General features: G+C 37.2%; 18 protein-coding genes. 2 read left to right on the forward strand and 16 right to left on the reverse strand.

From position 1 onward, the window contains the following. Nucleotides 1–305: 305 nt before the first annotated feature. The 11 genes from IGJ25_RS11760 to IGJ25_RS11810 form a co-directional block, all read right to left on the reverse strand. Complete coding sequence (locus IGJ25_RS11760; RefSeq protein ID WP_225001412.1) at nt 306–2,786, reverse strand: glycosyltransferase; 2,481 nt, start codon at nt 2,784–2,786, stop codon at nt 306–308. Continuing rightward, the gene (locus IGJ25_RS11765) at nt 2,776–3,903 is read right to left on the reverse strand and encodes an acyltransferase family protein (RefSeq protein WP_438779323.1); all 1,128 of its coding nucleotides are present in this window, start codon (nt 3,901–3,903) and stop codon (nt 2,776–2,778) included. Before IGJ25_RS11765 ends, IGJ25_RS11760 begins: the two co-directional genes overlap by 11 nt. Next, a complete protein-coding gene (locus IGJ25_RS11770; protein WP_270287072.1) occupies nt 3,890–5,629 on the reverse strand; it encodes a DUF6020 family protein in 1,740 nt (579 codons plus the stop codon). Before IGJ25_RS11770 ends, IGJ25_RS11765 begins: the two co-directional genes overlap by 14 nt. 36 nt (nt 5,630–5,665) lie before the next feature. Then, nucleotides 5,666–6,610 carry a glycosyltransferase family 2 protein gene (locus tag IGJ25_RS11775; RefSeq protein WP_086338063.1) on the reverse strand — a complete coding sequence of 315 codons (945 nt, stop codon included), beginning with the start codon at nt 6,608–6,610 and terminating at the stop codon, nt 5,666–5,668. Beyond that, complete coding sequence (locus tag IGJ25_RS11780) at nt 6,610–8,982, reverse strand: CDP-glycerol glycerophosphotransferase family protein (RefSeq protein ID WP_225001415.1); 2,373 nt, start codon at nt 8,980–8,982, stop codon at nt 6,610–6,612. Before IGJ25_RS11780 ends, IGJ25_RS11775 begins: the two co-directional genes overlap by 1 nt. Before the next feature lie 3 nt (nt 8,983–8,985). Next, complete coding sequence (locus IGJ25_RS11785; RefSeq protein WP_225001416.1) at nt 8,986–9,717, reverse strand: WecB/TagA/CpsF family glycosyltransferase; 732 nt, start codon at nt 9,715–9,717, stop codon at nt 8,986–8,988. Continuing rightward, nucleotides 9,707–10,840, reverse strand: a complete 1,134-nt coding sequence (locus tag IGJ25_RS11790) for a CDP-glycerol glycerophosphotransferase family protein (RefSeq protein WP_225001417.1) — start codon at nt 10,838–10,840, stop codon at nt 9,707–9,709. Before IGJ25_RS11790 ends, IGJ25_RS11785 begins: the two co-directional genes overlap by 11 nt. Nucleotides 10,841–11,009: 169 nt before the next feature. Next, a complete protein-coding gene (asnS, locus tag IGJ25_RS11795) occupies nt 11,010–12,308 on the reverse strand; it encodes an asparagine--tRNA ligase (RefSeq protein ID WP_005229504.1) in 1,299 nt (432 codons plus the stop codon). A 43-nt stretch (nt 12,309–12,351) separates the two neighbouring features. Beyond that, nucleotides 12,352–13,545: a pyridoxal phosphate-dependent aminotransferase gene (locus tag IGJ25_RS11800; protein WP_225001418.1), complete on the reverse strand. Its 1,194-nt coding sequence runs from the start codon at nt 13,543–13,545 to the stop codon at nt 12,352–12,354. 50 nt (nt 13,546–13,595) lie between these two features. Beyond that, entirely contained in the window at nt 13,596–14,096 is a 501-nt protein-coding gene (locus IGJ25_RS11805) for a cell wall elongation regulator TseB-like domain-containing protein (protein ID WP_015510034.1), read from the reverse strand. A gap of 48 nt (nt 14,097–14,144) precedes the next feature. Next, nucleotides 14,145–16,901 (reverse strand): helicase C-terminal domain-containing protein, encoded by a 2,757-nt coding sequence (locus IGJ25_RS11810; protein WP_225001419.1) that lies wholly within the window; start codon nt 16,899–16,901, stop codon nt 14,145–14,147. Between the two features lie 212 nt (nt 16,902–17,113). Between IGJ25_RS11810 and IGJ25_RS11815 the strand changes: the two genes are divergently transcribed. After that, nucleotides 17,114–17,884, forward strand: a complete 771-nt coding sequence (locus tag IGJ25_RS11815) for an SDR family oxidoreductase (protein WP_231472629.1) — start codon at nt 17,114–17,116, stop codon at nt 17,882–17,884. Between the two features lie 98 nt (nt 17,885–17,982). On the opposite strand, the gene IGJ25_RS11820 is transcribed toward IGJ25_RS11815, so the two are convergent. The 4 genes from IGJ25_RS11820 to IGJ25_RS11835 all read right to left on the reverse strand — a co-directional run bounded on the left by IGJ25_RS11820 (nt 17,983) and on the right by IGJ25_RS11835 (nt 21,129). Beyond that, the gene (locus IGJ25_RS11820; protein WP_225001421.1) at nt 17,983–18,615 is read right to left on the reverse strand and encodes an HD domain-containing protein; all 633 of its coding nucleotides are present in this window, start codon (nt 18,613–18,615) and stop codon (nt 17,983–17,985) included. Between the two features lie 109 nt (nt 18,616–18,724). Next, nucleotides 18,725–18,925 (reverse strand): cold-shock protein, encoded by a 201-nt coding sequence (locus IGJ25_RS11825; protein ID WP_003126918.1) that lies wholly within the window; start codon nt 18,923–18,925, stop codon nt 18,725–18,727. A gap of 276 nt (nt 18,926–19,201) precedes the next feature. Next, complete coding sequence (locus tag IGJ25_RS11830; RefSeq protein WP_225001422.1) at nt 19,202–20,326, reverse strand: baeRF6 domain-containing protein; 1,125 nt, start codon at nt 20,324–20,326, stop codon at nt 19,202–19,204. 107 nt (nt 20,327–20,433) lie between these two features. Continuing rightward, the gene (locus tag IGJ25_RS11835; protein WP_225001423.1) at nt 20,434–21,129 is read right to left on the reverse strand and encodes a ThuA domain-containing protein; all 696 of its coding nucleotides are present in this window, start codon (nt 21,127–21,129) and stop codon (nt 20,434–20,436) included. Nucleotides 21,130–21,451: 322 nt separating this feature from the next. Here IGJ25_RS11835 and IGJ25_RS11840 point away from each other — a divergent pair, with 322 nt between their 5' ends. Beyond that, nucleotides 21,452–22,639 (forward strand): IS110 family transposase, encoded by a 1,188-nt coding sequence (locus IGJ25_RS11840; RefSeq protein ID WP_438779324.1) that lies wholly within the window; start codon nt 21,452–21,454, stop codon nt 22,637–22,639. Between the two features lie 206 nt (nt 22,640–22,845). On the opposite strand, the gene IGJ25_RS11845 is transcribed toward IGJ25_RS11840, so the two are convergent. Then, the gene (locus IGJ25_RS11845; RefSeq protein WP_010749339.1) at nt 22,846–23,778 is read right to left on the reverse strand and encodes a DUF7916 family protein; all 933 of its coding nucleotides are present in this window, start codon (nt 23,776–23,778) and stop codon (nt 22,846–22,848) included. Nucleotides 23,779–23,785 lie beyond the last annotated feature (7 nt).

The following is a 23,785-nucleotide window of genomic DNA, read 5'->3' on the forward strand; positions in this document are numbered from 1 at the left end:
AATTTGATAATCCTATTAGATGCTTACTTTTTAAATTGTACCATAAAACAAATCAAGGCTATAGATTCTAAATAATTTATTTTATATAAATTCATCTGCAATCTATGACTGTCTGGGATTTTATTTCTAAATTCCTTTCAAATTGGTAATTTAATGAACACTCTTTCAAACAACTCTACAAAAAAACCTAAGACAGAAAAACTCTATTCTGTCTCAGGTTAAATTCAGTAGTTATACATACCATACTACTTAGTATATGCTGTTACATAGTTAGTTATACCAATCAGTGATTTATGAGTATTATTCTATTCAATCAATGCATAGAAGCGATTTAATGCGTCTTGATTGTATTGATCCACATTTAATGATGAAGGAATTTTTTCTCCAGCCAAATAGCGATTCATACCGCCCACTAGCCCCTCAACACTATTGTCCACTATCATTCCATTTTGATCTTCCAAAACAGAAATATTTCCTGGAATATCCGTTGCAACAACTGGAATTTGAAGTGCTAGACATTCTAGCAAAGTCATTGGTTGTCCTTCGTGATTTGAAGGAAAGACGAATAAATCACACTTATCTAGTATCTCCATTGCATGTACGGTTTGCCCTACAAAAATAACATTTTTTTCTAAGCCCAATACATATGCTGTGGTCTTAAGTTTTTTCTCTTCTTTTCCAGAACCAATAATATAAAGCTGGTGCTGATCATTTGATTGCATCATAATTTCTTTAAAAGCAAACAATAGTTTTTCTTGATCTTTTTCAGGAGATAACCGACCAATTGTCACAAAGTTTTTGGCATTCTTAGTAGGAGCAGTCACTCCTACTAACATATTTCTTCCAAACTCACTAGCTTCTTCAATAATTAACTTTTCTTCCCCTAGAACCTCTTTGATTGATAGTTGGGGATTATTTCGATGATCGAAAAGGTATTCCTTATCCAATAAATTTGGAACATAAACAAATTTGTCATTTGAAACAAATTTCGAAAGATTTTTTTTGTTCTGTTCCATTGTAAGTTTACCAACGGATGCAATATAATCAAAGTATTTATAGAATTCGAAAATAGTGGTTAAATTTTTCTTATGAACGTATCGACCTTCTACAACTTTATCAAACTCTGCCTGCATGTCATTATGCTGATAAATAATTTTTCTTTTCGCTTTAGAAAATGCCATCATATATGACCAGAACGGAGCGTATCCGCCAAAATCAATAGCTCTATCAACTTGAGTATTCCCCAAAAGCCGTTTCCATTCTCTAGCTACAAATATCTGATGTGTTTTGATATCTTCTACAGAAGAACGGTTAAATAATCTATTATACTTAATCCACTCTGAATAAGTAAGGCTTAACCCATTATTTCTATAGACAACATGTGCTTTCTCCGATAATCTATCAATATTTGCCTCAAATTCTTGGTTAACCTTGTTTTTATCAACAATGATTAAATTGTACTTATCATAATCAAAATTTTTACTTAGATTAATTAAAGAAGAGGTAATCCCATTATTTAATAGCCCTCCGCCATATACAACAACATTCGGTTTGTGATTATCAAAAGAGCGAACATTAACAGCCTTATTCCCGTTCATTATAAAGTTTATATACTTCTCTGTTACGTGACCGTCCTCGTGAGAAATATATTTTTCCTTAAAAATAGTTACATTCGGATTAGCATGAAATTTTTCATTATCTGCCGACAAAATAGAATCCACTAATTTTTTCGTTGTAGTACAAATTTCTCCAGGCATTTCATTTAAATCGAAATATAGACCTCTTGAGTGCTCATATTCTTCTTTATCATACATATAAAACAAAATTGGTTTATCTGTAACCAAGTAATCAAAGAAAATACTACTGTAATCAGTAATTAAAATATCTACAAAGTGAAGTAATTCATTGGCATCAATCCAATCTGGTACTAGAAAGATATCATCTAAGGGAATCTCTTTTATAAATTGATAAACTAAAGGATGTACTTTAACAATAAACTGTTTATTACTTCCAGAAATCCCCTGAGAGATCGCGTTCAATCGTTCAACCATATCCGTCGTTGTATCTTGTACTCGACCAGTAATTCCTCTCCAAGTCGGCGCATATAAAACTAACTCTTTATTTAGATCAATCTTATTTTTTTCTAGAAAGTTTTTCACAACTTCACTTTTACTGAAAATACTATCTATTCTGGGATACCCATTTTCTAACACTTTACCCTTGTAAATGCCATCGATATCATAGGAGTATACCATTTTATCTGTAGTAAACGTATTTGGGGATAGTAAAAAATCACTTTGCAAAAAATTCCTTTGAACATTGTAGTTCTGAGCAACATTACCAGCCATTTCTTTTCCTAATGTTTTTAAGGGAGTTCCATGCCAAGTATTTACATATACTTGGCCTTCGTTTTTGATGTAATAAGGTGGCAAAGTAACATTACTGTAGATATATTTTGCTACCGTTAAATAGTAATAGTAATCCTTCGTATAAGGTGTTACAAATTTGACATTTTTAAACTTACTGTAATACTTTACGTATTCATTATCTGTTACATCGTTCAAAGACCAAACATGAATTAAATGATTATACTCATTACTATTTACTAAATATTTAAATATCGCAAATGGATTATCATTCATCGCTTTTCCATGAAAAGACTCATAAAAAACAATATTGCTTTTCACCTTGTTTCTATTGTAATTTTTAGTGAACTGAGTTCTTCTCGAGAATTCTTCATTTAGCATATTCCTACTGAAGTTTTTAAGTATGCCTTTAAAATCCATTTTTTTTCTCCTTTGTACCAAATACTTTTTCTTGAAGATGATGAAGTGGTGTAGAAAATAAATGCATCACCACATTTATTACAGGTATTAAAACGATATAGATGACAATTCCCGTAAGGAATATAAGTATAGAAATGAAAAATCCATACAACACAATATTTTTACCCGAATCAAATTGACTGCCGTTCACAAGTATAGGCCATAAATATTCAGTGCTAAACCATTGGCTACTCTGAATCAAATAAACTCCAAAAGAAGCTCTTGCGACAAATGAATATATCTTTCGTGGTCTAATTTGTAATTTTAGGAAAAATACAAAGATAAGCACTGCGAATATCAATAAATACGGACTAGAATCACGTGTATAAAAAATTGTCTCATTCCATCCCAAAGCAGTAAAAACATTTCCAAAAAAACTATCCTTGTTTGCAAAAATAATCTGTAAACTAATATTAATTCCAATCCCTATAGCCAACATCAAAATATTCATTGTAAATAAAGGAACCATTTTAATTTTTTTAATATTTTCCTCGTTCAATTTTATATAAGCACCGATGGCATATAAAAAAAGAAACCACACTGGATGAGAGAAATTTAATCCTTTATTATAATAAATAAACGTATATGGACTTATAATAATAAAAGAAAATATCAAAGCTTGTTTTATTTTTTTTATATCCGTACTTACCATTAATTTGTTTATAGCGGGAATACAAAAATACATTAATGTATAAGAGGTAACAAACCAATACTTCCCAAAAACAACTGGAAATAGTCTGAAAACAAACTCTTTCCATTCAAAATGAAAACTAATATCTGGATTAAAAACTAAAAAGAAATAGATAATTAGCGAAATCAACGTTGTTTCTACCCAAATTTGAAATAAGCTTCTAATTTTAGGAATGGAAGAAATTAAAAAATATCCAGTAATCATTACAAAAATATTTACTCCAAGTTTTCCTCCAATCAATAAAGTCTGAGCTGCTAATTTGTTCAACTGAAAACCCGAGGAAAAATCCCATCCTGACCACAACGCGTAGTGGTGAACTATGATAGCCAGAATTGCCAATATTTTCAACACATCAAAACTTCCTATACGTTGGCTAGTTTTCTGCATTTTCGGACACCCTTTCTGAGAATCGTCCCTTTACAGTAGCTAGCCCTAAAATCCCGACAAATAAATTAGGCAATGCATATCTAATATCTTGCGCAGGAATTGCAATAAAAATTGTACCCATTACTAATACATACGGCATAAAAGCAATTATTAGTTTTGTTTTATTTTTGACAATAAGCATAACCATTGAAAAAAGAAACAAAATAAAGTAAAGAGCTGGCATTAATAAAACATAAAGTCTACTTTTTAGAATCCAATTTTGTAACTCGAGCAATTGGTTTCTCACACGGTTATTCCCTTTAGTTATTTCATCTAAATTTAACCCTTCGTAATCCGGATCAATTTCCTCTCTCTGTTCTCTAGTCATGAAGAAAAAAGGACCTTGTTGACCGCTTAACTGGTTTCTAAAGATTGGTCGTAAATTATCCAGTTCTAAAGAAAAGTTTGCGTGCCATAAAATTTCGGTTTGCTTCATATATGCTTCTAATGTTAAGCCAGGATTTCTAATTATGAGACCAAGAACTGTTTCTAAAAATTTTTTAGGATCATCCTTTATTACTTGCTTTTTAAATCGTTCTTTAAATTTTATATTATCGACATTATTCGGTTGGTATAGGTTCTTCCAATCCTCTTTTGGCATCAATGTTTCCAAATATGTCATTTCCTCTTTAGATATAGTCCCGTCATTCTTAATAATAGCAGCGGAAATTTGAACAAAAATTCCTAAAGATTCAGTTGAATCACTTCTAATAACGTTGAAGTGATTATAAATAGGACCCGTGATAACTTGATAGCTAAAAACAACTAATCCGATTACGACGAATAATTTAATAAATTTTTTTCTAAATAAAAATACTGCAAATACTAATGTAGATACAAGCAATGCCGGCCATCCATTATGTCTAAAAAAAACAAATCCTAATAAAGTAAAATATAGTAGAGCTAGATTTGAGATTTTATTTAGCCATTTTCCTTGGCTTATAATGATTCTTACCAAGTATAAGGTAATTAATAAAAGTGTATAAGTAAATAGAGAGTCTTTAACTATATATATACTAGCTAATGGAAAGATCGGTATAGCTATAAAAAAGATACAAGATATCGTCGCAAATTTACTTCCTACAAACTCTCTAATAAAATCACAAAAATATGCCATAATCAAACTATAAATAACAATTTGAAATGCTATAAATCCTATTGGGTATTTTCCTAACGAAGTAGCCATTATAACAAATGTGTGCCCCACTGGATGCCAATCATTCCATGGTACATTACTTGTCTGGATTTGATCCCATTGATTGATAGAATCCGGGAAAAATATTCCTGGATAATATGCATATAAATAAATACTTGACATAACAAAAAAAGCTAAAGTATATACCCAAAAGGATGTGACTTTTCTTTTTGAATTTTCTTGGGGAGAAATTAATAAGTAATCTTGCAAAACGGAAAAAAAGCAAAGAAAATAAGCAAATGTACCCAATAAATAGATTCCTTGCATACTAAATATTAGATTAAATGTTGTCAATATTTCTGAAGGTATCAAACTAATTCCAGTGATTGTTGCAAAAAGAAAAGATATAAAAAAATAGGTCAACCGACTATAGGGTCTTTTTTTTACACTATCACTTAAAAAAAACAATAGAATAAAATTAATTACAGACATTCCGATTATTACTTTTACATCTTGGAAAAGCATCATGCTGAATAATACCGATGCAGTCATCCAGAAGAAATACTTAAAATAGGTCCTGTTTAGCAATTATTTCCCTTCCCTCTTTAACTCAAATAACAGACGATAGACATCCATTTCGTATTGAGCCCTTGACTTTCTAGCCACTGTATCTAAGATTAGTCCACAAACAAATGCTAACATAGCCATTAAAACAAGTCCGACAGCTAGCACTGCAGATGGTAATTTATCGATTAACCCTGTTCTATAAAATTCACTTAAAACTGGAATTCCCGCAATTAAGCCAAAAATTAAGAAGATTAACGCCCACCAAGAAAAGAAAATTAATGGTTTATAGTCTTTAAATAGATTGAATATTGTTTTCAGAACCTTAAATCCATCAGTGAAAGTATTTAGTTTGGATTCACTACCTTCTGGTCGATCACGATATTCAATAGGAACTTCTACTAAATTAAAACGTTTATCTAAAGAATGAATGCTTAACTCTGTTTCAATCTCAAAACCTGGGCTTAAAACAGGAAAGCTTTTAACAAATAACTTGTTGAATCCTCGATACCCTGTCATAATATCTTGATAGTTTGCTTTATACAATCCATTAATTAAACTTCTAACCAAGCTATTGCCTAACCCATGAAAAGCACGTTTATTTTCTTCTGCATAAGTCCCATTTGATAACCGGTCACCAATCGTCATATCTGCGCGCTTTTCTTGAAGTGGCGCTAATAGTTTAAAAACTTCTTCAGCTGGATAAGTATCGTCCCCATCTGCCATGATGTAATAATCTGCATCAATGTCTCGGAACATGGATCGGACTACATTCCCTTTTCCTTGCTTAAATTCTTTACGAACAATTGCTCCTGCGGCTTTAGCTATTTCAAAAGTATTATCGCTTGAATTATTATCATAAACATAAATGTCAGCCTCTGGTAAAACATTTTTAAAGTCTTTGATAACTTTCTCAATGGTTTTTTCTTCATTGTAACATGGTAATAATATTGCTATTTTCTCTTTCATTAACTATTCCACCTTATCATCAATTGTTTTATTATATTTTTTTCGGTATCAATCGCATCCCACGAAAGTAGATTCTGAAGTATTTTCTGGTTATATAATTTTTCGTTATTATGCTTTATTTCACAGGCAAGTTCCTCTTCTGTATATGATTGTCCCATTAAGCCCGTTAATTTTTCTAGATCAAAATACCAACCTATACTATTCTCATAATCTACAGCATCTTCTTGTAAAATAATGATTTTTTTATCTAAGTGAGCAAAATCAAACATAGCAGATGAATAATCTGTAATCAATATATCAGCTATTAAGTATAATTCCTGTATATCAGATATTTCATTAAAGAAACAATGAATACGTGGATCTAAATTATTGTAATAATTGATTAACTCTGATTCTAAAGGATGCAATTTTACAATTAGTTCATATTCATTTGGCAACTGATTTAAAACTTTTATAAAATCAAGTTGACTGATAGCATCTCTTTTTTGTTTTCTCCAAGTTGGACAATACAAAATATATTTTTTCCCTAACTCGAAATTATAATTAAAATACTTCCCTAATAGCTTATTTTTTAATGCCGTATTATCTTTATTTTTTATCAAAAAAGCATTTCTTGGTGCGCCACTTTTTAAAATTTTTAATTGCGTGTTTTTTTCTAATTGAAAAGCACTTTCAAATAATTTTAAATTCCGTGGAGAAGAAGTAATCAAGTAATTCCATTTTTTCATTCTTGGGATAAATGCGGATACTTCAGTTTCTCTTTGACGAAAATCAACTAAATCTGCAACCATTTTTTTTAGAGGAACACCATGCCAAGTTTCTAAAAAAATCTGGCCCTCTACTTTGCCTGCTTTATCCAACGAATTCCCGTTCAATATCACTAACTTTGATTTTCTAAACTTTGTGACATATTGTTTTCCGCCTAGACGCACCGGTATCATTCCGTAAGAATATATTTCCATGTCAACTAATTCATTCACTGAGCTAACGTAAAACGTGTACTCAGGAAAATTTTTCTTTAACGCTATGGCAAGATATTTCGGATCACCTGCGAAAGATTTGCCATGAAAAGATTCTACAAAAACAAAATCATCCCTCAGATTTCCCTTTAACAGTATATCACTTGTAGGAGTTGCCTCTGTTTTTCTCATCAATCTCTTTAACATTTCTTTAGTTTTCACAGAAGAAACAATAGGTCCGATAACCCTCATCTCTTTTAATCTAAGATAAATCTTAAGAGCAAATGTATCTTTACTTAGATTATTCTGATCATAAATCATTTGATATAGATTATCTGTTTTACCTTCGAAACGTTGCTTATTTACTAGCGGCGCGGATAGAATTGTTTCTTCATATTTCTTGCCATAATCTTCCAAGGGGCTCAGGTCTTCAACCAAAGGGATGTCGTGTTTAAACAAATGCAGCTTTTCAGAGTAATTCTCGTTTACATAATGAATAATCTCTTGTGCATCTTTTATTATGTTCTTCTCTAACCAACAAAAACTTTTGAAGCCACAATAAATATCCTTTAGTGAATTGTCGTCTCCTTTGTATAAAACGATTGGACGGCCATCTATAAATGCTTCAATAATAGAATAACCAAGAGTTTCATAACGAGCTGTTGACAAATAGATTCCATATTCAGGCACTTTATGATTCAAGAAAACATTCTCACTTAATTGATACAATTCAATTAAGTTTTTATATAAAATTTCACCGGTTCCAGTTCCATTTATATATAATTTATAATGATTTTTGCCTGCTCTGTGAACTAGATAATCCATTAACTTAATACTATAAGCTATATCTTTCTGTGATTCATCAAATCTTGAATATACTAAAAAATTGACTTCCGAATTTATATTTTTCAAAGAGATATCTTTATTTTGTATCTTGTTTGCCAAATGACGAATACTTACTGGAAAAACAACAATATTATTATCTTTAAATTTATCCTTTAGTGTTTGTTTGATCTTTTCTGTTGCTACTCGATATGTATCAATAGCATCAGGTGCAAAATCGGTTTCTGGATCAATTAAACTCAGAGGTGTGTGGACTTCTCCAATCACTTTTACTTGAGGGAATTTTTCCTTAATTATTTTTGCAAAGACAAAAAGGCTTTCTCGAGTGATGATATACGTATCTGCTTCCTGACTCTCTGAGAAATCTTTTAACTGATAAAATTGAATTTTGTCTGGATTAATAAATAATTTTTTTATTTTTTTCACTTTCAGGCTAGAAAAAGGTAATAAATTGAAATAGATAATTTCTTTATTATCTGCTAAAAATTCATTGATTAGATTTGTATTACTTCGAGTTGTTCCTCCTGTACCAAATAAATCATAACCAACTATTCCTATTTTTCTTGTCATAACTTAATCGTCTCCTCTAACCTTCCACCACAAACTTTTCACCACAAAGATAGGCAACTGAATAATCCGACCAATCCGTTTCGGATTACTTAACGAACGATAAAGCCACTCTAAATGTAAGTTTATAATCATTTTTGGCGCTCGTTTTACCCGTCCGCTTAAAACATCGAAACTCCCTCCTACATCTTGTAGGACAGTAACATTTAAGCGAGATGTGTTACGAGCCAACCATTGCTCTTGACGTGGAAATCCCAATGCTACAAAGAGAAAGTCTGGCTTTGCTCTATTAATCATTTCAACTACTTCCACTTCTGATAAAGAAGTGTAACCATCTATTCCACCAGTAATTGTCAAGTTAGGATATAATTCACGAGTATTTTCTATGGCATCAAATAAAACTTCGGGTTTCGCTCCATAAAAAAAAACTCTTTTTTGATGATTATTAGCATATTCTAAAAATTTCACCATTAAATCAAATCCAGCTACGCGTTCTTTAATTTTACCACCAGTTAGTTGGGAAACTAGCACTATTCCAATTCCATCGGGAATACGATGTGTACTTTGTTTGATAAATTCTACTATGTCAGGATATTTTTTTGCGTCAACAGCTATTTGTGGATTTATGCTAATCGCCGTCATTTTCTTTCCATTCTCAAAATATAAAGGCAATTCTGCCAAAATAGTTTGATAAGTAACCTGATCAACAGGTAATCCCATGATTACTTCAGTATTCATATTGTGCGTTCACCCACTCTACTAGTTGTTCTATGGCATTCCCTTTAACATATGTGTTCCATTCTTGGTTGAATTGGTTTAAATCACTTGTTCCCTTTTGTATGATTCTGACAAGTTCATCTTGTGTTTTAGCTATGCTCTTTTGTTTTTTGAAACAATCTTGGATACCAACAGTTTTATCATATAAATCATAATCATAACAAAAATAGCAAATCATACCACTCGGGTTGCTTAAACTATACTCAAAAGGTATTGAAGAATAATCAGTCACTAAACAGTCGATTATCGGAAATAAATCTTGGATTTTGTAGCCTTCAAAATTCGTTATGATTCCTTCAATTTTTTTTAAATGTTGTAACTGCTCTAAATCATGGGGATGAAGTTGCACAAGAATGTTCCACTCAGGTAACTCTGTTAGTAATCTGTTAAAATCAATAAAAAAATCTCCTCGTTCTTCCCTGTAGGTTGGTGCGTAGAGGAGCAATTTTTTTCCTCCAAAAATTTTTTTCATTTCTTTTATTTTTTCATCATCACGTTTAAAATACTGATCCGTTGGTGGATATCCAAAGGGTAAAAAAGTCAATTCACGTTGATAGCTTCTCTCAAAAATTGACGCCATTTTAGGTGAACTTACCACATAGTGGGTATATCGACGATAAACATCCTTATAACGTTTTTGATCGGCCTGGGTTGCTTTTTTAGCATAGTGAGCTTCTAAACCGAATTTTTTAATTGCTCCATTGGCATGCCATAGTTGAACTATTTTTGTTTTGGGTAAAAAGTCAATCCCACCTAATATAGCAAAATAGTTATCGCACAATATAACTCTTGCGCTTTTCAATAAAGGAACAATATGTCTAAATAAAACCAGTTGTGAATCGATACAGTATATTGGACATCCTTTTTCTTGATAAGTTCTTGCTAAATCAGTTGCGTTCTTTGTATAACAAATTGTCAGTCGTTTTTGATACTTCTGAAACAACTTCTCAATTATATAATTGCTTGTACTAGGAAAACTTAGTAAATAAACAATTTGCTGATGCTGCTTCTTATTTTTTTTAGCAAATCGCTTAATTGTGAATAAATAACTTTGCTTAATTTTCGCAAGAAGCCATGATTTCATCACAGTATCCCTTTCTTTTTTTACGCTACCTTTCATTTTACCCGATATTCATCTAAAAGAAAATAATTGTAATAAAACCGTTATATTGTTACCAATAATGAAACATAAATGAAACTTCAAAATAAAAAAATAACAGATGATTGAATAGTTACCAACCATCTGCATTTTCCTAAGGATAAATCCGATTCAACAACCGTGGAAACGGAATGGATTCTCTTACGTGCTCGATTCCTGATAACCAGGTAACGGTCCGTTCTAATCCAAGGCCAAAGCCGGTGTGAGGAACTGAGCCGTACTTGCGTAGATCTAAATACCATGAATATTCATTTTCGTCCAAGCCGTGGGCGCGGATTTGTTCTAGCAGGTATTCATGATCGATAGCACGTTCAGAACCGCCTATGATCTCGCCATAGCCTTCTGGTGCGATCATATCGGCACAGATCACGACATCTTCTCTCGTTGGATGTGGCTTCATATAGAAAGGTTTGATGGCTTTTGGATAGTTTAAGATAAAGACGGGCTGATCGAATGAATTGGCAATAAAGGTCTCATGTGGTGAGCCAAAGTCATCGCCCCATTGAATATCATCGAAGCCGTTCTTTTGTAATAATGCCACTGCATCATCGTAAGAGATTCGTGGGAATGGTAATTTGGTGTATTTTTTCAAGACTTCACGGTCACGGCCTAAGACGTCTAATGCATAGTCACAGTTATCGAGCACATTTTGCACTAAGAATGCCACGTACTGCTCTTGGACTTCCAAGCTTTCTTCTTGGTGCATAAAGGCCATTTCTGGTTCAATCATCCAAAATTCAATCAAGTGACGACGTGTCTTTGATTTTTCGGCACGGAAAGTTGGTCCAAAAGAAAAGACTTTGCCAAACGCCATAGCGGCAGCTTCCATGTACAATTGACCAGACTGAGACAAATATGCTTTTTGATCGAAATAGTTGGTTTCAAATAAATCGGTCGTTCCTTCTGGTGCTGATCCAGTTAGGATCGGTGGATCGATTTTGATGAAGCCATTCTTGTTGAAAAATTCATACGTTGCCCGAATGATTTCGTTTCGGATTTGCATGATGGCGTGTTGTTTTGAGGAACGCAACCATAAATGACGATGGTCCATCAAGAAATCTGTTCCGTGTTCTTTTGGTGTGATTGGGTAATCATGGCTTTCCCCAACAACCTCTAAACCAGAGATACCAATTTCATAGCCGAATTTTGAGCGGCTGTCTTCTCTGATTTCCCCAGTGACCAGTACGGCAGTTTCCTGATTTAGATTTTTCGCTAATTGGAAAACTTCTTCCCCTACTTCACTTTTTACAACGATTCCTTGAAAATACGCTGTTCCGTCACGAAGTTGTAAAAAGGCGATCTTGCCGCTAGAACGTTTGTTAGCAACCCATGCTCCGATTTGAACGGTTTCGCCAACATGTTTTTTTGCATCTAAAATTTGAATAGATTCCACTTGATTCTCTCCTATCTAATTTATAAAGGCACCATAGAGCATTTTAAGCTTTTTGGCGTTTCTTTTCAACAAAATCATGGATTCGTTTGGTAGCTTCCGCTAACGTGTCCCAATCAGTTGCATAGCTGATGCGTAAATAATCTGGTGTACCAAAACCAGCACCAGTCACTACTGCCACGTGGGCTTCCATCAGCAAGGCCTCCACGAAGGCATCAATGGTTTGATAGCCGCACATCGTCATGGCTTCTTTGACATTTGGGAACAAGTAAAACGCGCCTTGGGGTTTCGTCACCTGAAAACCAGGAATAGCGGCAATTAGCGGATATAGTTTGTTCAAGCGCTCTTCGAAGGCCTGACGCATCACTTCGATCGATTCTTGATTCCCAGTCAGTGCCTCAACTGCTGCGTATTGGCTAGCAGCCGGCGGGTTGCTAGTAGCTTGGGAAGCGATATCGATCATCGCTTTGATGATTTTTGCATCACCGACAGCAAATCCGATCCGCCACCCAGTCATAGAATAGGTTTTAGAAACGCCATTGATTACGATGGTTTGTTTGCGTATCTCTTCTGATAAGCTTGCGATCGATGTAAAGGTATTGCCGTTATAAACCAAACGGCCATAGATATCATCGGCAATGATCCAAATATTATTTTCCACTGCCCAGTTGCCGATTGCCGTTAACGCTTCTTTTGAGTAAATCGCCCCTGTAGGGTTGGCAGGCGAGTTTAAAATAATGGCTTTCGTTTTCTCTGTACGAGAAGCTTCTAATTGAGCCACAGAAACTTTAAAATCGGCTTCTTGCTTGGCTTCAACAAACACAGGTGTCCCTTGCGCTAAACGGACTTGTTCCGCATAGCTGACCCAATAAGGCACTGGAATGAGTACTTCATCCTCTTCATCAAGGAGCGCTTGAAACAGCGTATAAAGGGCAAACTTCGCGCCATCTGTCACGATCACTTGGTTTGAATCATAGTCAGCACCATAAAACTCTTTCATATAAGCAAGAATCGCCTGTTTTAACTCAGGAATCCCCGCAGTTGCTGTGTAAAAACTAGCCTTGCCGCTCTCAATCGCTGCGATCGCTGCTTGGCGAATGTTTTTCGGGGTAATAAAGTCGGGTTCACCGACAGTTAGACTTAATACGTCTACACCTTGGTCCGCTAACGCTTTTGCCTTAGCAGATGCCGCTAACGTTGCGGAGGGTTCCAATTTTTCTGCTCTTTTTGAAAGTACCATGTTTATCATCCTTTCTACGATCCAAAATTCATTCTATCATAAGCGTCTTCCTATAGTTCAGTGATCGCTTTGATTTCTTCGCCATCTTTGAAACCAATCAAATAATAGTTCAAACGACCCTCGCCATCTTTCGTCATGACTTCCCAAGTTGGCTCGCCTTCAAAAATACCCAATGCGGCCTTTTGGATTTCCTGACCTTGATGATTGTCGCGAACAAATGCCTTAGCTTGTGCTTCCGTCAGCCCATCCGCTTGATTAAAAACAGAAACCTTCTCACCGCTTTTTGGGATGATCACAACGATCTCATTGTTATTCGTATCCTTTCCAACAATGCTAAAGGAGGTTTCCTCACGGGTAAACCAATAAAATTGTTCGACCTCTGCTAAATCGGTGTATCTTTCTGCTATTTCGATTGCTTCGTTTCTTGCTTGTCGCATTGGACGAGAAGAACGGAGATAGAAAATAGAAGCGAAGAGAATAACGACCAGTAAGACTGTGATCGCACTCAGCAAAATAACCACACGCCGATGTTCTTTGTCTTTTGTTTTCACACTTCGTACTCCAATCTTAAATAAAATCCATTATATCAGATGTTCAACTCATTTTTCAAAATCGGCTGCTGCTTTTTCCTCTTGCCCAAAAAAATGTTGGATGTCTTCGGCGATCTCGGTTGGACTTGCTTCAATCAGAGGTAAGTTTTTGGGTAAGCCTTTGACCATTCGTTTGCCATATTTTGTCGATAGCAAGCGTCGATCAAGGACGACCATCACGCCGGTATCCTCCTCGGAACGGATCAAGCGCCCCAATGCTTGGCGCAGCCGTAAAATCGCTTTAGGTAAGGCATCTTCTTTAAAAGAATCAATGCCTTCTGCTTCCAAAAAGGCGTGCCGTGCTTGGACCATGGGTTGTTTAGGGTTCTCAAAAGGCAATCGGGTCACCACAGCGATCTTCAGTGCCTGTCCTGGTAAATCGACCCCTTCCCAAAAACTGCTAGTCCCTAATAAGATACCATTTTCCGCTAATAAAAATTTCTTTAAGATTTTCTCACGGGTTCCGCCAGTCCCTTGAGCAACGATTTCTCTGCCATAATGCAGGGCTTTTTTATTCAATCGATCATAGACATTTTTCAAAGTTTCGTGCGCCGTAAACAACACAAGCGCTGGTTGCGGATTGTCAAACAAAATCGGGACTAACGCTTCGACTAAATAATCCGCGTATTCGGCAGCTGATGCTTGTTGGATCGAGAGACCTTTTTTGATTACATACAGTCGCGTTTGCTTGCTGTAATCATAAAAGGCAGGAATCGTTTTGACTGGCACATCCGTCAAGCCGATCTGATGGGCAAAATATTCTTTGTTGCCTGGGATCTTCAATGTCCCCCCTAGATAAATGATGTGCTGATAGCGTTGGTACCATGTGCTCTCCACGATCGAATGTCCTTCTAGATCAGCTAACTCAATCACAGCATTTCCTGACTGGGGATGCTTTTTCAGCCAATGAACGTAACGAGGATGCCACCAAGTCAACCACGCGGTCACTGTTTGTTCCTGTGCGTCCATTTGACTAAAGAAATCAAATAAACGGGCAATCACGATCCGTTGTCTTGCATACCACCGATCATTGGTCAACTCGAATCGCTGACGCAGCTGCTGTTGAATCTCATTGATTTCCTGATAATAGAGGCTCAATTTTTGATGTAGCTTGTCCTGCTCTAATGACCCATCATAGAGGTCATGATGCTGAACGACTTGTAATTCTGGGGCATCGATCGATAAGGTGCGAAAATACTGTTCTTGTGTTTCGACCAAAACCGACAATGCATTTCGATACAACGAGAACATCCGTTGCAAAAAATCGTCCTCGGTAATGATCTGGGCAATTTCTTCAAATAGTCCTTCTTCATTCAGCTGTAAAAACTGCCGCTTGAAATGAGCAGAGTCAAAGACATGTTGACTAAAGCCTTCTGCTTGCTGCGGCAACTGTTGGGCTTCATCGATCAACAAATAATCACTCGTTGGCAACAGTGGCTGCGCCCGTCGGTTTTCCTGCATTAAAAAGGCATGATTGACGATCAAAACATTGCTTTGCGCCATCCGCCGATATAAATGTCGAACAAAATCTTGTTCATAGAAGGGTTGATCTTTGGCTAAAAAGTCGACCCCGCGATGGCGAATATCGGTAAATAAAGGATGATCAAGACGAACTAAATTCAATTCATCAAAGTCACCTGTTTCTGTTTTGGTCAGCCAGACTAAGATCCCCATCTGATATTGGGCGTATTGCTTTTGTTCTACCGGTTGATCCAGCGTCGCTTTAAAGCGCTGCAAATCAATGTAATGACGATGGCTTTTGACCAAGACCGCTTGCAAAGGCTGCTGCAGTACTTGGTTCACCAATGGAATGTCTTTGCTAATGATCTGATTTTGTAAAAGAATCGATGAGGTGCTAACGATCAATGGATTTTCTGGCGTCGCTAAATAAGCGGCTGGAAACAAGTAACCGATGGTTTTTCCCATCCCCGTTTCTGCTTCAATAATCAAATTTTTCTCTGGTTGGGTGTAATGCGTATACACCGCATTCATCAAACGTGCTTGTTGTTTCCGATAGATCAAGTGCTCGCCAAAGCGCTGTTCTTTTTCCGTTTTTACTTTCGGATACGTTTCTTGAAAATGCGTGGCTTCAAAAAGCGGAACAGTTTTTTTTCGCAGGACGACGCCGTCGATCACTTCGAAATCTTCCGCCAACTCTGGTCCTTTTTCTTTCAAAATTCCGTGAATATACTCACTCGTTTGCATCCCCATCTGACCGCTTAAAAGCGCAATCTGTTTAAGAGTCGTCCGTGGTAGCTGTCGCATAATTGCTTCAATGTATAAAAATAAAGCTGCGGTCACTTCTGCATCACTATCGGCTTGATGCGGGTTGTCATGACGAAAGCCGATGCTGTCTGCCAGATCACCTAAGCGAAAGCTGCTTTCTGTCGGCAAAAACACTTGCGCCAATTCCACCGTATCGATCCCTGGAATCGATAAAGGCGGCAGACCGCAACGAACAAATTCATTGCTTAAAAAATGATAGTCAAAATAAATGTTATGCGCCACAAAAATCGTATTGCTGAGTAAGTTGTAGATCGTGTCAGCTATGTCTTCGAAATAAGGCGCTTTGCTTACTTGCTGGTTTGTGATGTGTGTCAATCGTTGAATTTGCTTAGAAATTCTGCGGTCAGGATTGATATCTGCGGCAAAACGATTAATGATCTTGCCATCTTGGACTAAGACGCAGCCAAATTGAATAATTCGATCAATCGTCGAATCGGTTCCTGTTGTTTCAAGATCCACCACAGCGTATATGGGTTTCATTGTATTCCTCCTTGCACACTGTCTGCATTATACTACAAAATCAATGGCGATTACATCTGTTTTCCCATCGGATACGAGGGTTCGCAGGAAGAAGAACCTTACTATCTAGTATCCGTATTTATCAGCCAAAGGAATTTGTCACTCGTCGCTGATCGCTTTTTTCGACAAAAAAAGAGATCTTTTTTATAATTTACTATAAGGAGGCGAAAAAAATGAATGATTTCAAAAACAAACGAGTGATTGTAACGGGGGCTGCTTCAGGGATTGGAAAAGCGGTGGCAGAACAATTTCTAGACCAGGGTGCTCTTGTTGGGTTGATTGATCGCAACGAAGAGGAGCTACAGGAGTTTCTTGCTGACTATGACGCACAAACCCACTATCGTGCCGTTGACGTCACTGAAACAGAGAAGCTGCAAGAAGCAATGAGTGGTCTTGTGGAAGAACTAGGCGGTCTCGATGTGCTCCACGTCAATGCCGGCATCAACGGTACTTGGACACCGATCGAAGAATTGACGGTGGCGGAATGGGACCAGACAATCAGCACAAATTTACGCAGTACCTTTATTACCGTCAAAGCGGCGATCCCATTTATGAAAGCAAACGGCGGCAGCATTGTCATTACGAGTTCGGTCAATGGAAACCGCATCTTCAGTAATTTTGGTGCGACTGCTTACAGTACATCTAAGGCAGGTCAAGTTGCCTTTACAAAAATGGCTGCGCTGGAACTTTCCGGTTATAATATTCGGGTCAATGCTATCTGCCCTGGGGCGATCGCAACGAATATCGATGCCAGCACAGAAATTGAAGAAGAGGTTGCTCGCGTTGAGATCCCCGTCAAATATCCAGAACGTTCTCGACCATTAAAGCAAGAAACAGGCGTGCCAGAACAAGTCGCCAACCTTGTGCTTTTTCTATCTTCAGAGGCTGCCGGCAATATTTCTGGAACGGAAGTCTATATTGATGGAGCAGAATCTTTGCTTTAATACAACAAAAAAACGAAAAATCAAACCTGATCCCCTCACTTGTTTCATTGAAACCTGTGAGATGGATCCTTTCTTGATTTTTCGTTTTTTCTTTATAGTTATTCTTCCACCAAAGCTGCGATTTCTTCTAGAAAAGCAGTCTTCCCATAAAAATCTGCATTTAATAACTCGGGGAAAATGGCTTCAAAGAAATAGGTCACACATGGACGATGCTGAAACGCTTTGACTGTCAAAACCGCTTCACGAAACATTTCTTTGAACACTTTGTCGGGGTTGCTTTTTGAGATCTCTTCAAAAGATTCATATAAAAGATCGATTTTATCCGCAATTGCCAAAAGCTGACCTTCAAGGCTGTTGTCTTTGCCATCCGCCAAGCGTCTGCGATACGTCGCTTGAAAGCTTTGGGGGATTTCTTCTTCGATGAAGGCATCGGTCATTTTTTCTTCAACGGTTGATAACATCGCCCGCAATTCTTTGTTTGCATATTTGACTGGCGTTTTGATGTCGCCGATGAAACGTTCCGTGTAATCATGGTTCAAGGCTTTTTCATAAAGAATTTGCCAATCGACTTGATTTCCCGCTTGTTCTTCGATATCGGCTAAGGTCTGGGCAATCATGGTTACTCGAAACGAATGAGCGGCCACGCTGTGCTCGGTAAACTTAAAAAATCCAGGTGCTCGTTGGATTTTTTCTAAATTAGCCAATCCAAGAATAAATTCATTCAATCCCATCAGTCTGCCTCCTTTTTTTCTAAGAGTATAACAACTACTTTCTCAGCAAGCAAATATCACGCGCACAAAAAAAAGAGCAGCTAAGCTGCTCTTAAAAGGCATTCACAAATTACGCTTTGTTAACGTTAGTCGCTTGAGGGCCACGTTGTCCGTCTTCGATATCGAAAGTCACTGCTTGACCTTCTTCTAAAGTTTTGAAGCCTTCGCCTTGGATAGCTGAGAAATGAACGAATACATCGTTACCGTTTTCTGCAGTGATGAATCCAAAACCTTTGTCTGAGTTAAACCATTTAACTGTACCTGTTTCCATAATAAAAATCCTCCTTGTGTTTATACACATATTTTGCAATTACTTGTATAAGGTGAAAATGTGGAAGATGTTTAAGATGAAACAAGCTACCATAATTTACCGTAACAAAAACTACACTTTGTATTATAGCACATTATCTTCTTTATGACTAATAGAAAATCAAAAAAAATGAAAACGCCTTTATTTTTTTATGATTCGCAAAAAGACTGCTGCACTAAAGATCTACAACAGTCTTTTTTTTTGGAAACGATTTATTTACGAAGGACGCAACTGCGTTTAGTAGCGCAAAATCGCAGTCAAACTTTTTTCTCCTGGGGCATCTTTTTGTTCCAAAATAGATACCTCGCCGCCGTTTTCTAAAACATCGATTGCCAGCGTATTTAACACTTGGCGACGATCGTATTCCGTGTCAGGATCTTCTCCAAACCCATCGGCGAGATTGGAAGTCGCTACAAACAGATTGGCGATCCTGCCTTCTTTAGCTGCAGGTACGATATCAACCAATTGGTCAATAAATTTCCGATCCAACAGCTTGCCGTATTCCCCAACTTCTTTTTGTGTCAACTCCGCAATCAGCTTTTGCGTACACATTTGGATCTCTTTCAAAGATAACGATGCTGGTGAAGAGGAAATGCTTGGTTCTGCTTTGAAAAAGTTCGTTTTTGCCACTTTTTTAAACAGCGTTTGATTTTCTGGTAAAGCAAAAAGATACATTGGTAAATGCTCTTCGTTTGAAAAATCATTCTTAAAAAATGCATCAACTGCTTGGTAGTAGTTGACGTGATCGATCTCGACTTCTTCATCTTTGGCACTAAAGCCGTGATAAGCGACGCCTTCTCCCCCTGAGTTAGGGCCACCTTGGGCACTGTAATTAAAGTTGCCGCCGCCTGTGATTTCTTCCCCCAGTGCTTTTTCGATCGTTGTCGGTGCCTCTTCTGGCAACTCGACTTCACGCACTTGATTGTTTTCAACTTGATAGACTTGCATTGAATCGCGATTCAACGCTAAGAGATAAAATGGGTAATTAAATTGTGCGTTTTTGATGACAGCTAATACATACGGGGTTTCCCCTACATAATATTGATCATCCACACGAATACTTAACCGATGGACCAGTACATCTTCTGGTGTGATAATCACCGCCACACTCGTTGTACTGTTACGCCAAAATGATTGATCTGCAAGCAGTTCATCAATTTTCGTTTGAAAAAGATCCCAAGAATGTTCTGGGTATTTCTTTTCAAAGCGGCGCTTCGCATCTTTGGCAAAGTTCTTAAATTTGATTTGATCCTTTTCGACATTCTGGTGGCCGACATGCGTATTGAGCATGATCGTGACAAATGGTCCTTTGATTCCGTCAGATATTACCTGCGATAAAAAACTTTTTCCAAATTTTCCCATTCCACATTACCTCCTGCTTAATCAAATACAAATAAAGTGTACCATGCTTATTTTCTTCCATAAAGTAAAACGATTGCACGCGTTTATTTCCTCATTCGTTTTTCTGATTACTCACTATACTGGCTATTTTTCAGCGGATCAGCCAAGGTATCTCTGGTGGCCCATAGAAAGCCTCGTTTGGTCCAAGTCTGAATGGTGGGCTCTTCTAGCTCTTTTAGACTGTGTCCAACGGATTGGAAAAAGACTCTGCCCTTGCCCCATTTTTTGATCCACATCATTGGCAGTATGACGTCTTGGTTAGCTGCATTCGGATGATCTTTAGCGGCAAATGTTGAGGTAGCTAACACAGTGACGGCTGGATCAACCAGACAATAGTATTGCTCCGTCGTCAACTGAGGGATCGATTGAGTATTTGCCGTAATATAGTGATCTGTCGTAAGATCGATGCTATAGGTCGTTTCCAATCCACCAGGATGTGCCAAAAAACAGCCGCCAGTCAGAAACAACCAGCCTTTACTGGCTTGAAAAGCCGAGGCAAAGCCGCCATGAACGCCTGCTAATCCTAACCCTTCTGCTACAGCCTGAGTGACATTTTGCAGCGGCTCATCAGGCAATTCTCCTCGCGTCCAATTTATGATCAACAGATCCAGCCTTTTTAATTCTTCTTTATGATAGAGAGGTTCAAAATCTGAGGCGAGGGTCACCTGATATCCTTCTGACTCCAGCAACGTTTGGTAAAACTGACTGGTTTCTTTTGGGGTGTGTCCTTCCCAACCTCCGTAAATGATCAATGCTTGTTTCATTTTGTGTTTCCTCCTTGTATATTAGAGTTAGGGTTTTAACCTTCCGGTTTTGATTGGATAACCCTATGAACCATCGTTATTTTAATTTGGTATTAACTCATTCATTTTGAGATAATATATTTATTGGATTGAGAGGCTATGCCGTTGCCTCCTTGAGTTTTGAAGCTCGTAATCGAAAGACTGGCACCTCTCTCTGATAAGTGGATTACGTATGAGTTAGATGTTGAAAGTTTTTGCTTTACTCCGTATCTCGTACAAGGTAGTGACGCTTTTCAGTTGAGCGGGTTTCAATCCAAAATATTTTTTTAGAAAGGTCAAATGTATGTACTTCTTAGGAATTGATATCGGCAAGCGAACTCACGTGGCTTCTTTAATGAGTGAAGAAGGTAAAGTGATCCTAAAAGGTTTTTCTTTCCCTAACACTACTGAAGGAGCTGATTCCCTGATTGAGCGGCTTTCAAAATATTCAGAGACTCCCGCTGACTTTATTGTCGGAATGGAAGCTACGGGTCATTATTGGCTCTCCATCTTTTCATACCTCCACGAATCAAACTTTTTGATTCACGTTGTGAATCCTCTTCAAACCGATGGCTGGCGCAAAGGAACAGAAATCAGAAAACGAAAAAATGATATTATTGATTCTGTTTTGATTGCTGACTTGATGCGTTATGGTTCCTTTGTAGAAACAGTATTGTCTGATGAAAATGTTTTTTCGTTAAAACAACTTTCACGTTACCGAACCTATTTAGTAGGTACCGCAAGCGACTTCAAACGAAAAATCATAGCTGTACTAGATCAAGTGTTTCCTGAATATGCATCAATTTTTTCTAAACAAGGTATTTTCGGAAAAGCGTCTAAAGAGTTATTGCTTGAGTTTAGTTCTCCTATAGAGCTAGAAGAAATTTCGGCAGAAACGTTGGCTCAATACTTAGCTGAGTTAAGCAGGAACCGAATAAAGCCAGAGAAAGCAGATCAATTGAAGCAAGCAGCTTCTAACTCCTTTGGAGTGAAATTTGCTCAAGAAGCTTTTACATTTCAATTACGCTCCATGATTGAACAATTGAAATTCATCGAAAGCCAAGTAAAAGAAACTGAAAAAGAAATTAAGCGCATAATGAGTAATTTAGACTCTGTTATTCTCACAATCCCTGGAATCGGCCCTATAAATGGCGCGACAATTCTTGGTGAAATTGGAGACATTCGCAAATTTTCTAATCCGAAAAAACTGGTTGCTTATGCTGGCATAGACGCGTCTGTGTCCCAATCTGGGCAATACGAAGCAACACATAATGTTATGAGCAAGCGTGGATCTCCATACTTACGAAAAGCCTTGTTTTCAGCTGCTCTAGTTGCTTCTCAATGTGATCCTGTTTTTCGCGCGTTTTATCAGAAAAAAATTTCTGAGGGAAAGCATCATCTGACGGCCTTAGGTGCTGTTTCTCGTAAGCTTTGTTATGTGATTCATGCTATTTTAACTAAAAATGAACCTTATAAGATTGTTTCCGATTAGCTATTGAACAATCAAAAAAATCTAATAGTGAAAGGTCTATTTGTTGTACTCATTTTTTGGACTTAACTGTTATAAAATATTTTTTTGATTTAGCTAATTTTCACTTGACTCTATATAGTTAGTCTTTCTTTCTAACTTAGCGAAAAAAATGCAAAAAGCGAAGCAGAACGATTCTCCGTTTTCCTTCGCTAGTAATTTTTTCTGATTTAACGGTTGATTGAACGTCCGACACGATTGATCGTATGGCGCATACCTCTAATTGCAACTGATGTTTCGAAAATATTTTCGGTCGGTGCCATGCCGCCATAGCCAGCATCACCAATATGCTGCAGATCGACCCCACAAGTTTTGTTGATAATGGCTAATTGTCGCAACGTTTCTGGACGCGCGCTTTCTTGACTCGTTCCGATCGCTGACATCGTCAATAAGTCATATTGTTTGGCAATTTGAACAGCTTCGATCAGATCCTTTTCTAGAAAGCCTTGAATCGAGCCCACGGAAGGCAGTAACAAAATATCTGCCCCAGCTTCAGCGTAAGAAATGATGGCTTCTCGATCAACCACAGGTTCATCTGAGCCGGCACTGTGCATTTTTCCAGCGATGATCAACCCAGAGAAATGTTCTTTTGCCAATTTTACTGCTTTAGCGATTTCTCGGTTGGTCACACCCGTTCCAGGATTGCCTGTAAAGCAAAGAAAGTCCACCCCGAGTTCTTGGGCTTTTTTGATGGTGTCAACCGAACTTGTTCGGCCTTGACTGATGCTGATCTTTTCACTCATCATTTCCGTCGTAGCTGGGATCGGCTCAAGATTGATGCCGACAGGTCGTCCAATCAGTTGTTTTAGTTGAGGAATCGGATTTTTAATGGGCTGTGTAGGATCAAGCAGCTGCTCCAATGTGATACCAGGCATCCCAAAAATAGCTGGACGATAACAATCAAAGCCATTCAACAAAATCAAGTCAGCCCCAAAAGCTGCCGCGACTTCTGCGTTGGTGATGTCGCCAGCTTGCGGCATGGTTTGAACCACCGTTTCACAGACGATCACTCGTCCTTCGCTCGCTTTAATGGATTGTTTCAATTCTTGCGCCGACATTTCTTTGATTTCACTATAGTTTGCACTTATCAATCGTTTGACCATGTTTTTC

The sequence above is a fragment of the Enterococcus sp. DIV0240d genome (assembly GCF_051711245.1).
In the GTDB taxonomy this organism is placed as follows: domain Bacteria; phylum Bacillota; class Bacilli; order Lactobacillales; family Enterococcaceae; genus Enterococcus_D; species Enterococcus_D casseliflavus.

Coding starts and splice junctions, on each gene's coding strand:
- IGJ25_RS11760 (WP_225001412.1), bottom strand. CDS start 2,786: ATGGATTTTAAAGGCATACTTAAAAACTTCAGTAGGAATATGCTAAAT.
- IGJ25_RS11765 (WP_438779323.1), bottom strand. CDS start 3,903: ATGCAGAAAACTAGCCAACGTATAGGAAGTTTTGATGTGTTGAAAATA.
- IGJ25_RS11770 (WP_270287072.1), bottom strand. CDS start 5,629: ATGACTGCATCGGTATTATTCAGCATGATGCTTTTCCAAGATGTAAAA.
- IGJ25_RS11775 (WP_086338063.1), bottom strand. CDS start 6,610: ATGAAAGAGAAAATAGCAATATTATTACCATGTTACAATGAAGAAAAA.
- IGJ25_RS11780 (WP_225001415.1), bottom strand. CDS start 8,982: ATGACAAGAAAAATAGGAATAGTTGGTTATGATTTATTTGGTACAGGA.
- IGJ25_RS11785 (WP_225001416.1), bottom strand. CDS start 9,717: ATGAATACTGAAGTAATCATGGGATTACCTGTTGATCAGGTTACTTAT.
- IGJ25_RS11790 (WP_225001417.1), bottom strand. CDS start 10,840: ATGAAATCATGGCTTCTTGCGAAAATTAAGCAAAGTTATTTATTCACA.
- IGJ25_RS11800 (WP_225001418.1), bottom strand. CDS start 13,545: ATGGTACTTTCAAAAAGAGCAGAAAAATTGGAACCCTCCGCAACGTTA.
- IGJ25_RS11810 (WP_225001419.1), bottom strand. CDS start 16,901: ATGAAACCCATATACGCTGTGGTGGATCTTGAAACAACAGGAACCGAT.
- IGJ25_RS11815 (WP_231472629.1), top strand. CDS start 17,114: ATGAATGATTTCAAAAACAAACGAGTGATTGTAACGGGGGCTGCTTCA.
- IGJ25_RS11820 (WP_225001421.1), bottom strand. CDS start 18,615: ATGGGATTGAATGAATTTATTCTTGGATTGGCTAATTTAGAAAAAATC.
- IGJ25_RS11825 (WP_003126918.1), bottom strand. CDS start 18,925: ATGGAAACAGGTACAGTTAAATGGTTTAACTCAGACAAAGGTTTTGGA.
- IGJ25_RS11830 (WP_225001422.1), bottom strand. CDS start 20,326: ATGGGAAAATTTGGAAAAAGTTTTTTATCGCAGGTAATATCTGACGGA.
- IGJ25_RS11835 (WP_225001423.1), bottom strand. CDS start 21,129: ATGAAACAAGCATTGATCATTTACGGAGGTTGGGAAGGACACACCCCA.
- IGJ25_RS11840 (WP_438779324.1), top strand. CDS start 21,452: ATGTACTTCTTAGGAATTGATATCGGCAAGCGAACTCACGTGGCTTCT.
- IGJ25_RS11845 (WP_010749339.1), bottom strand. CDS start 23,778: ATGGTCAAACGATTGATAAGTGCAAACTATAGTGAAATCAAAGAAATG.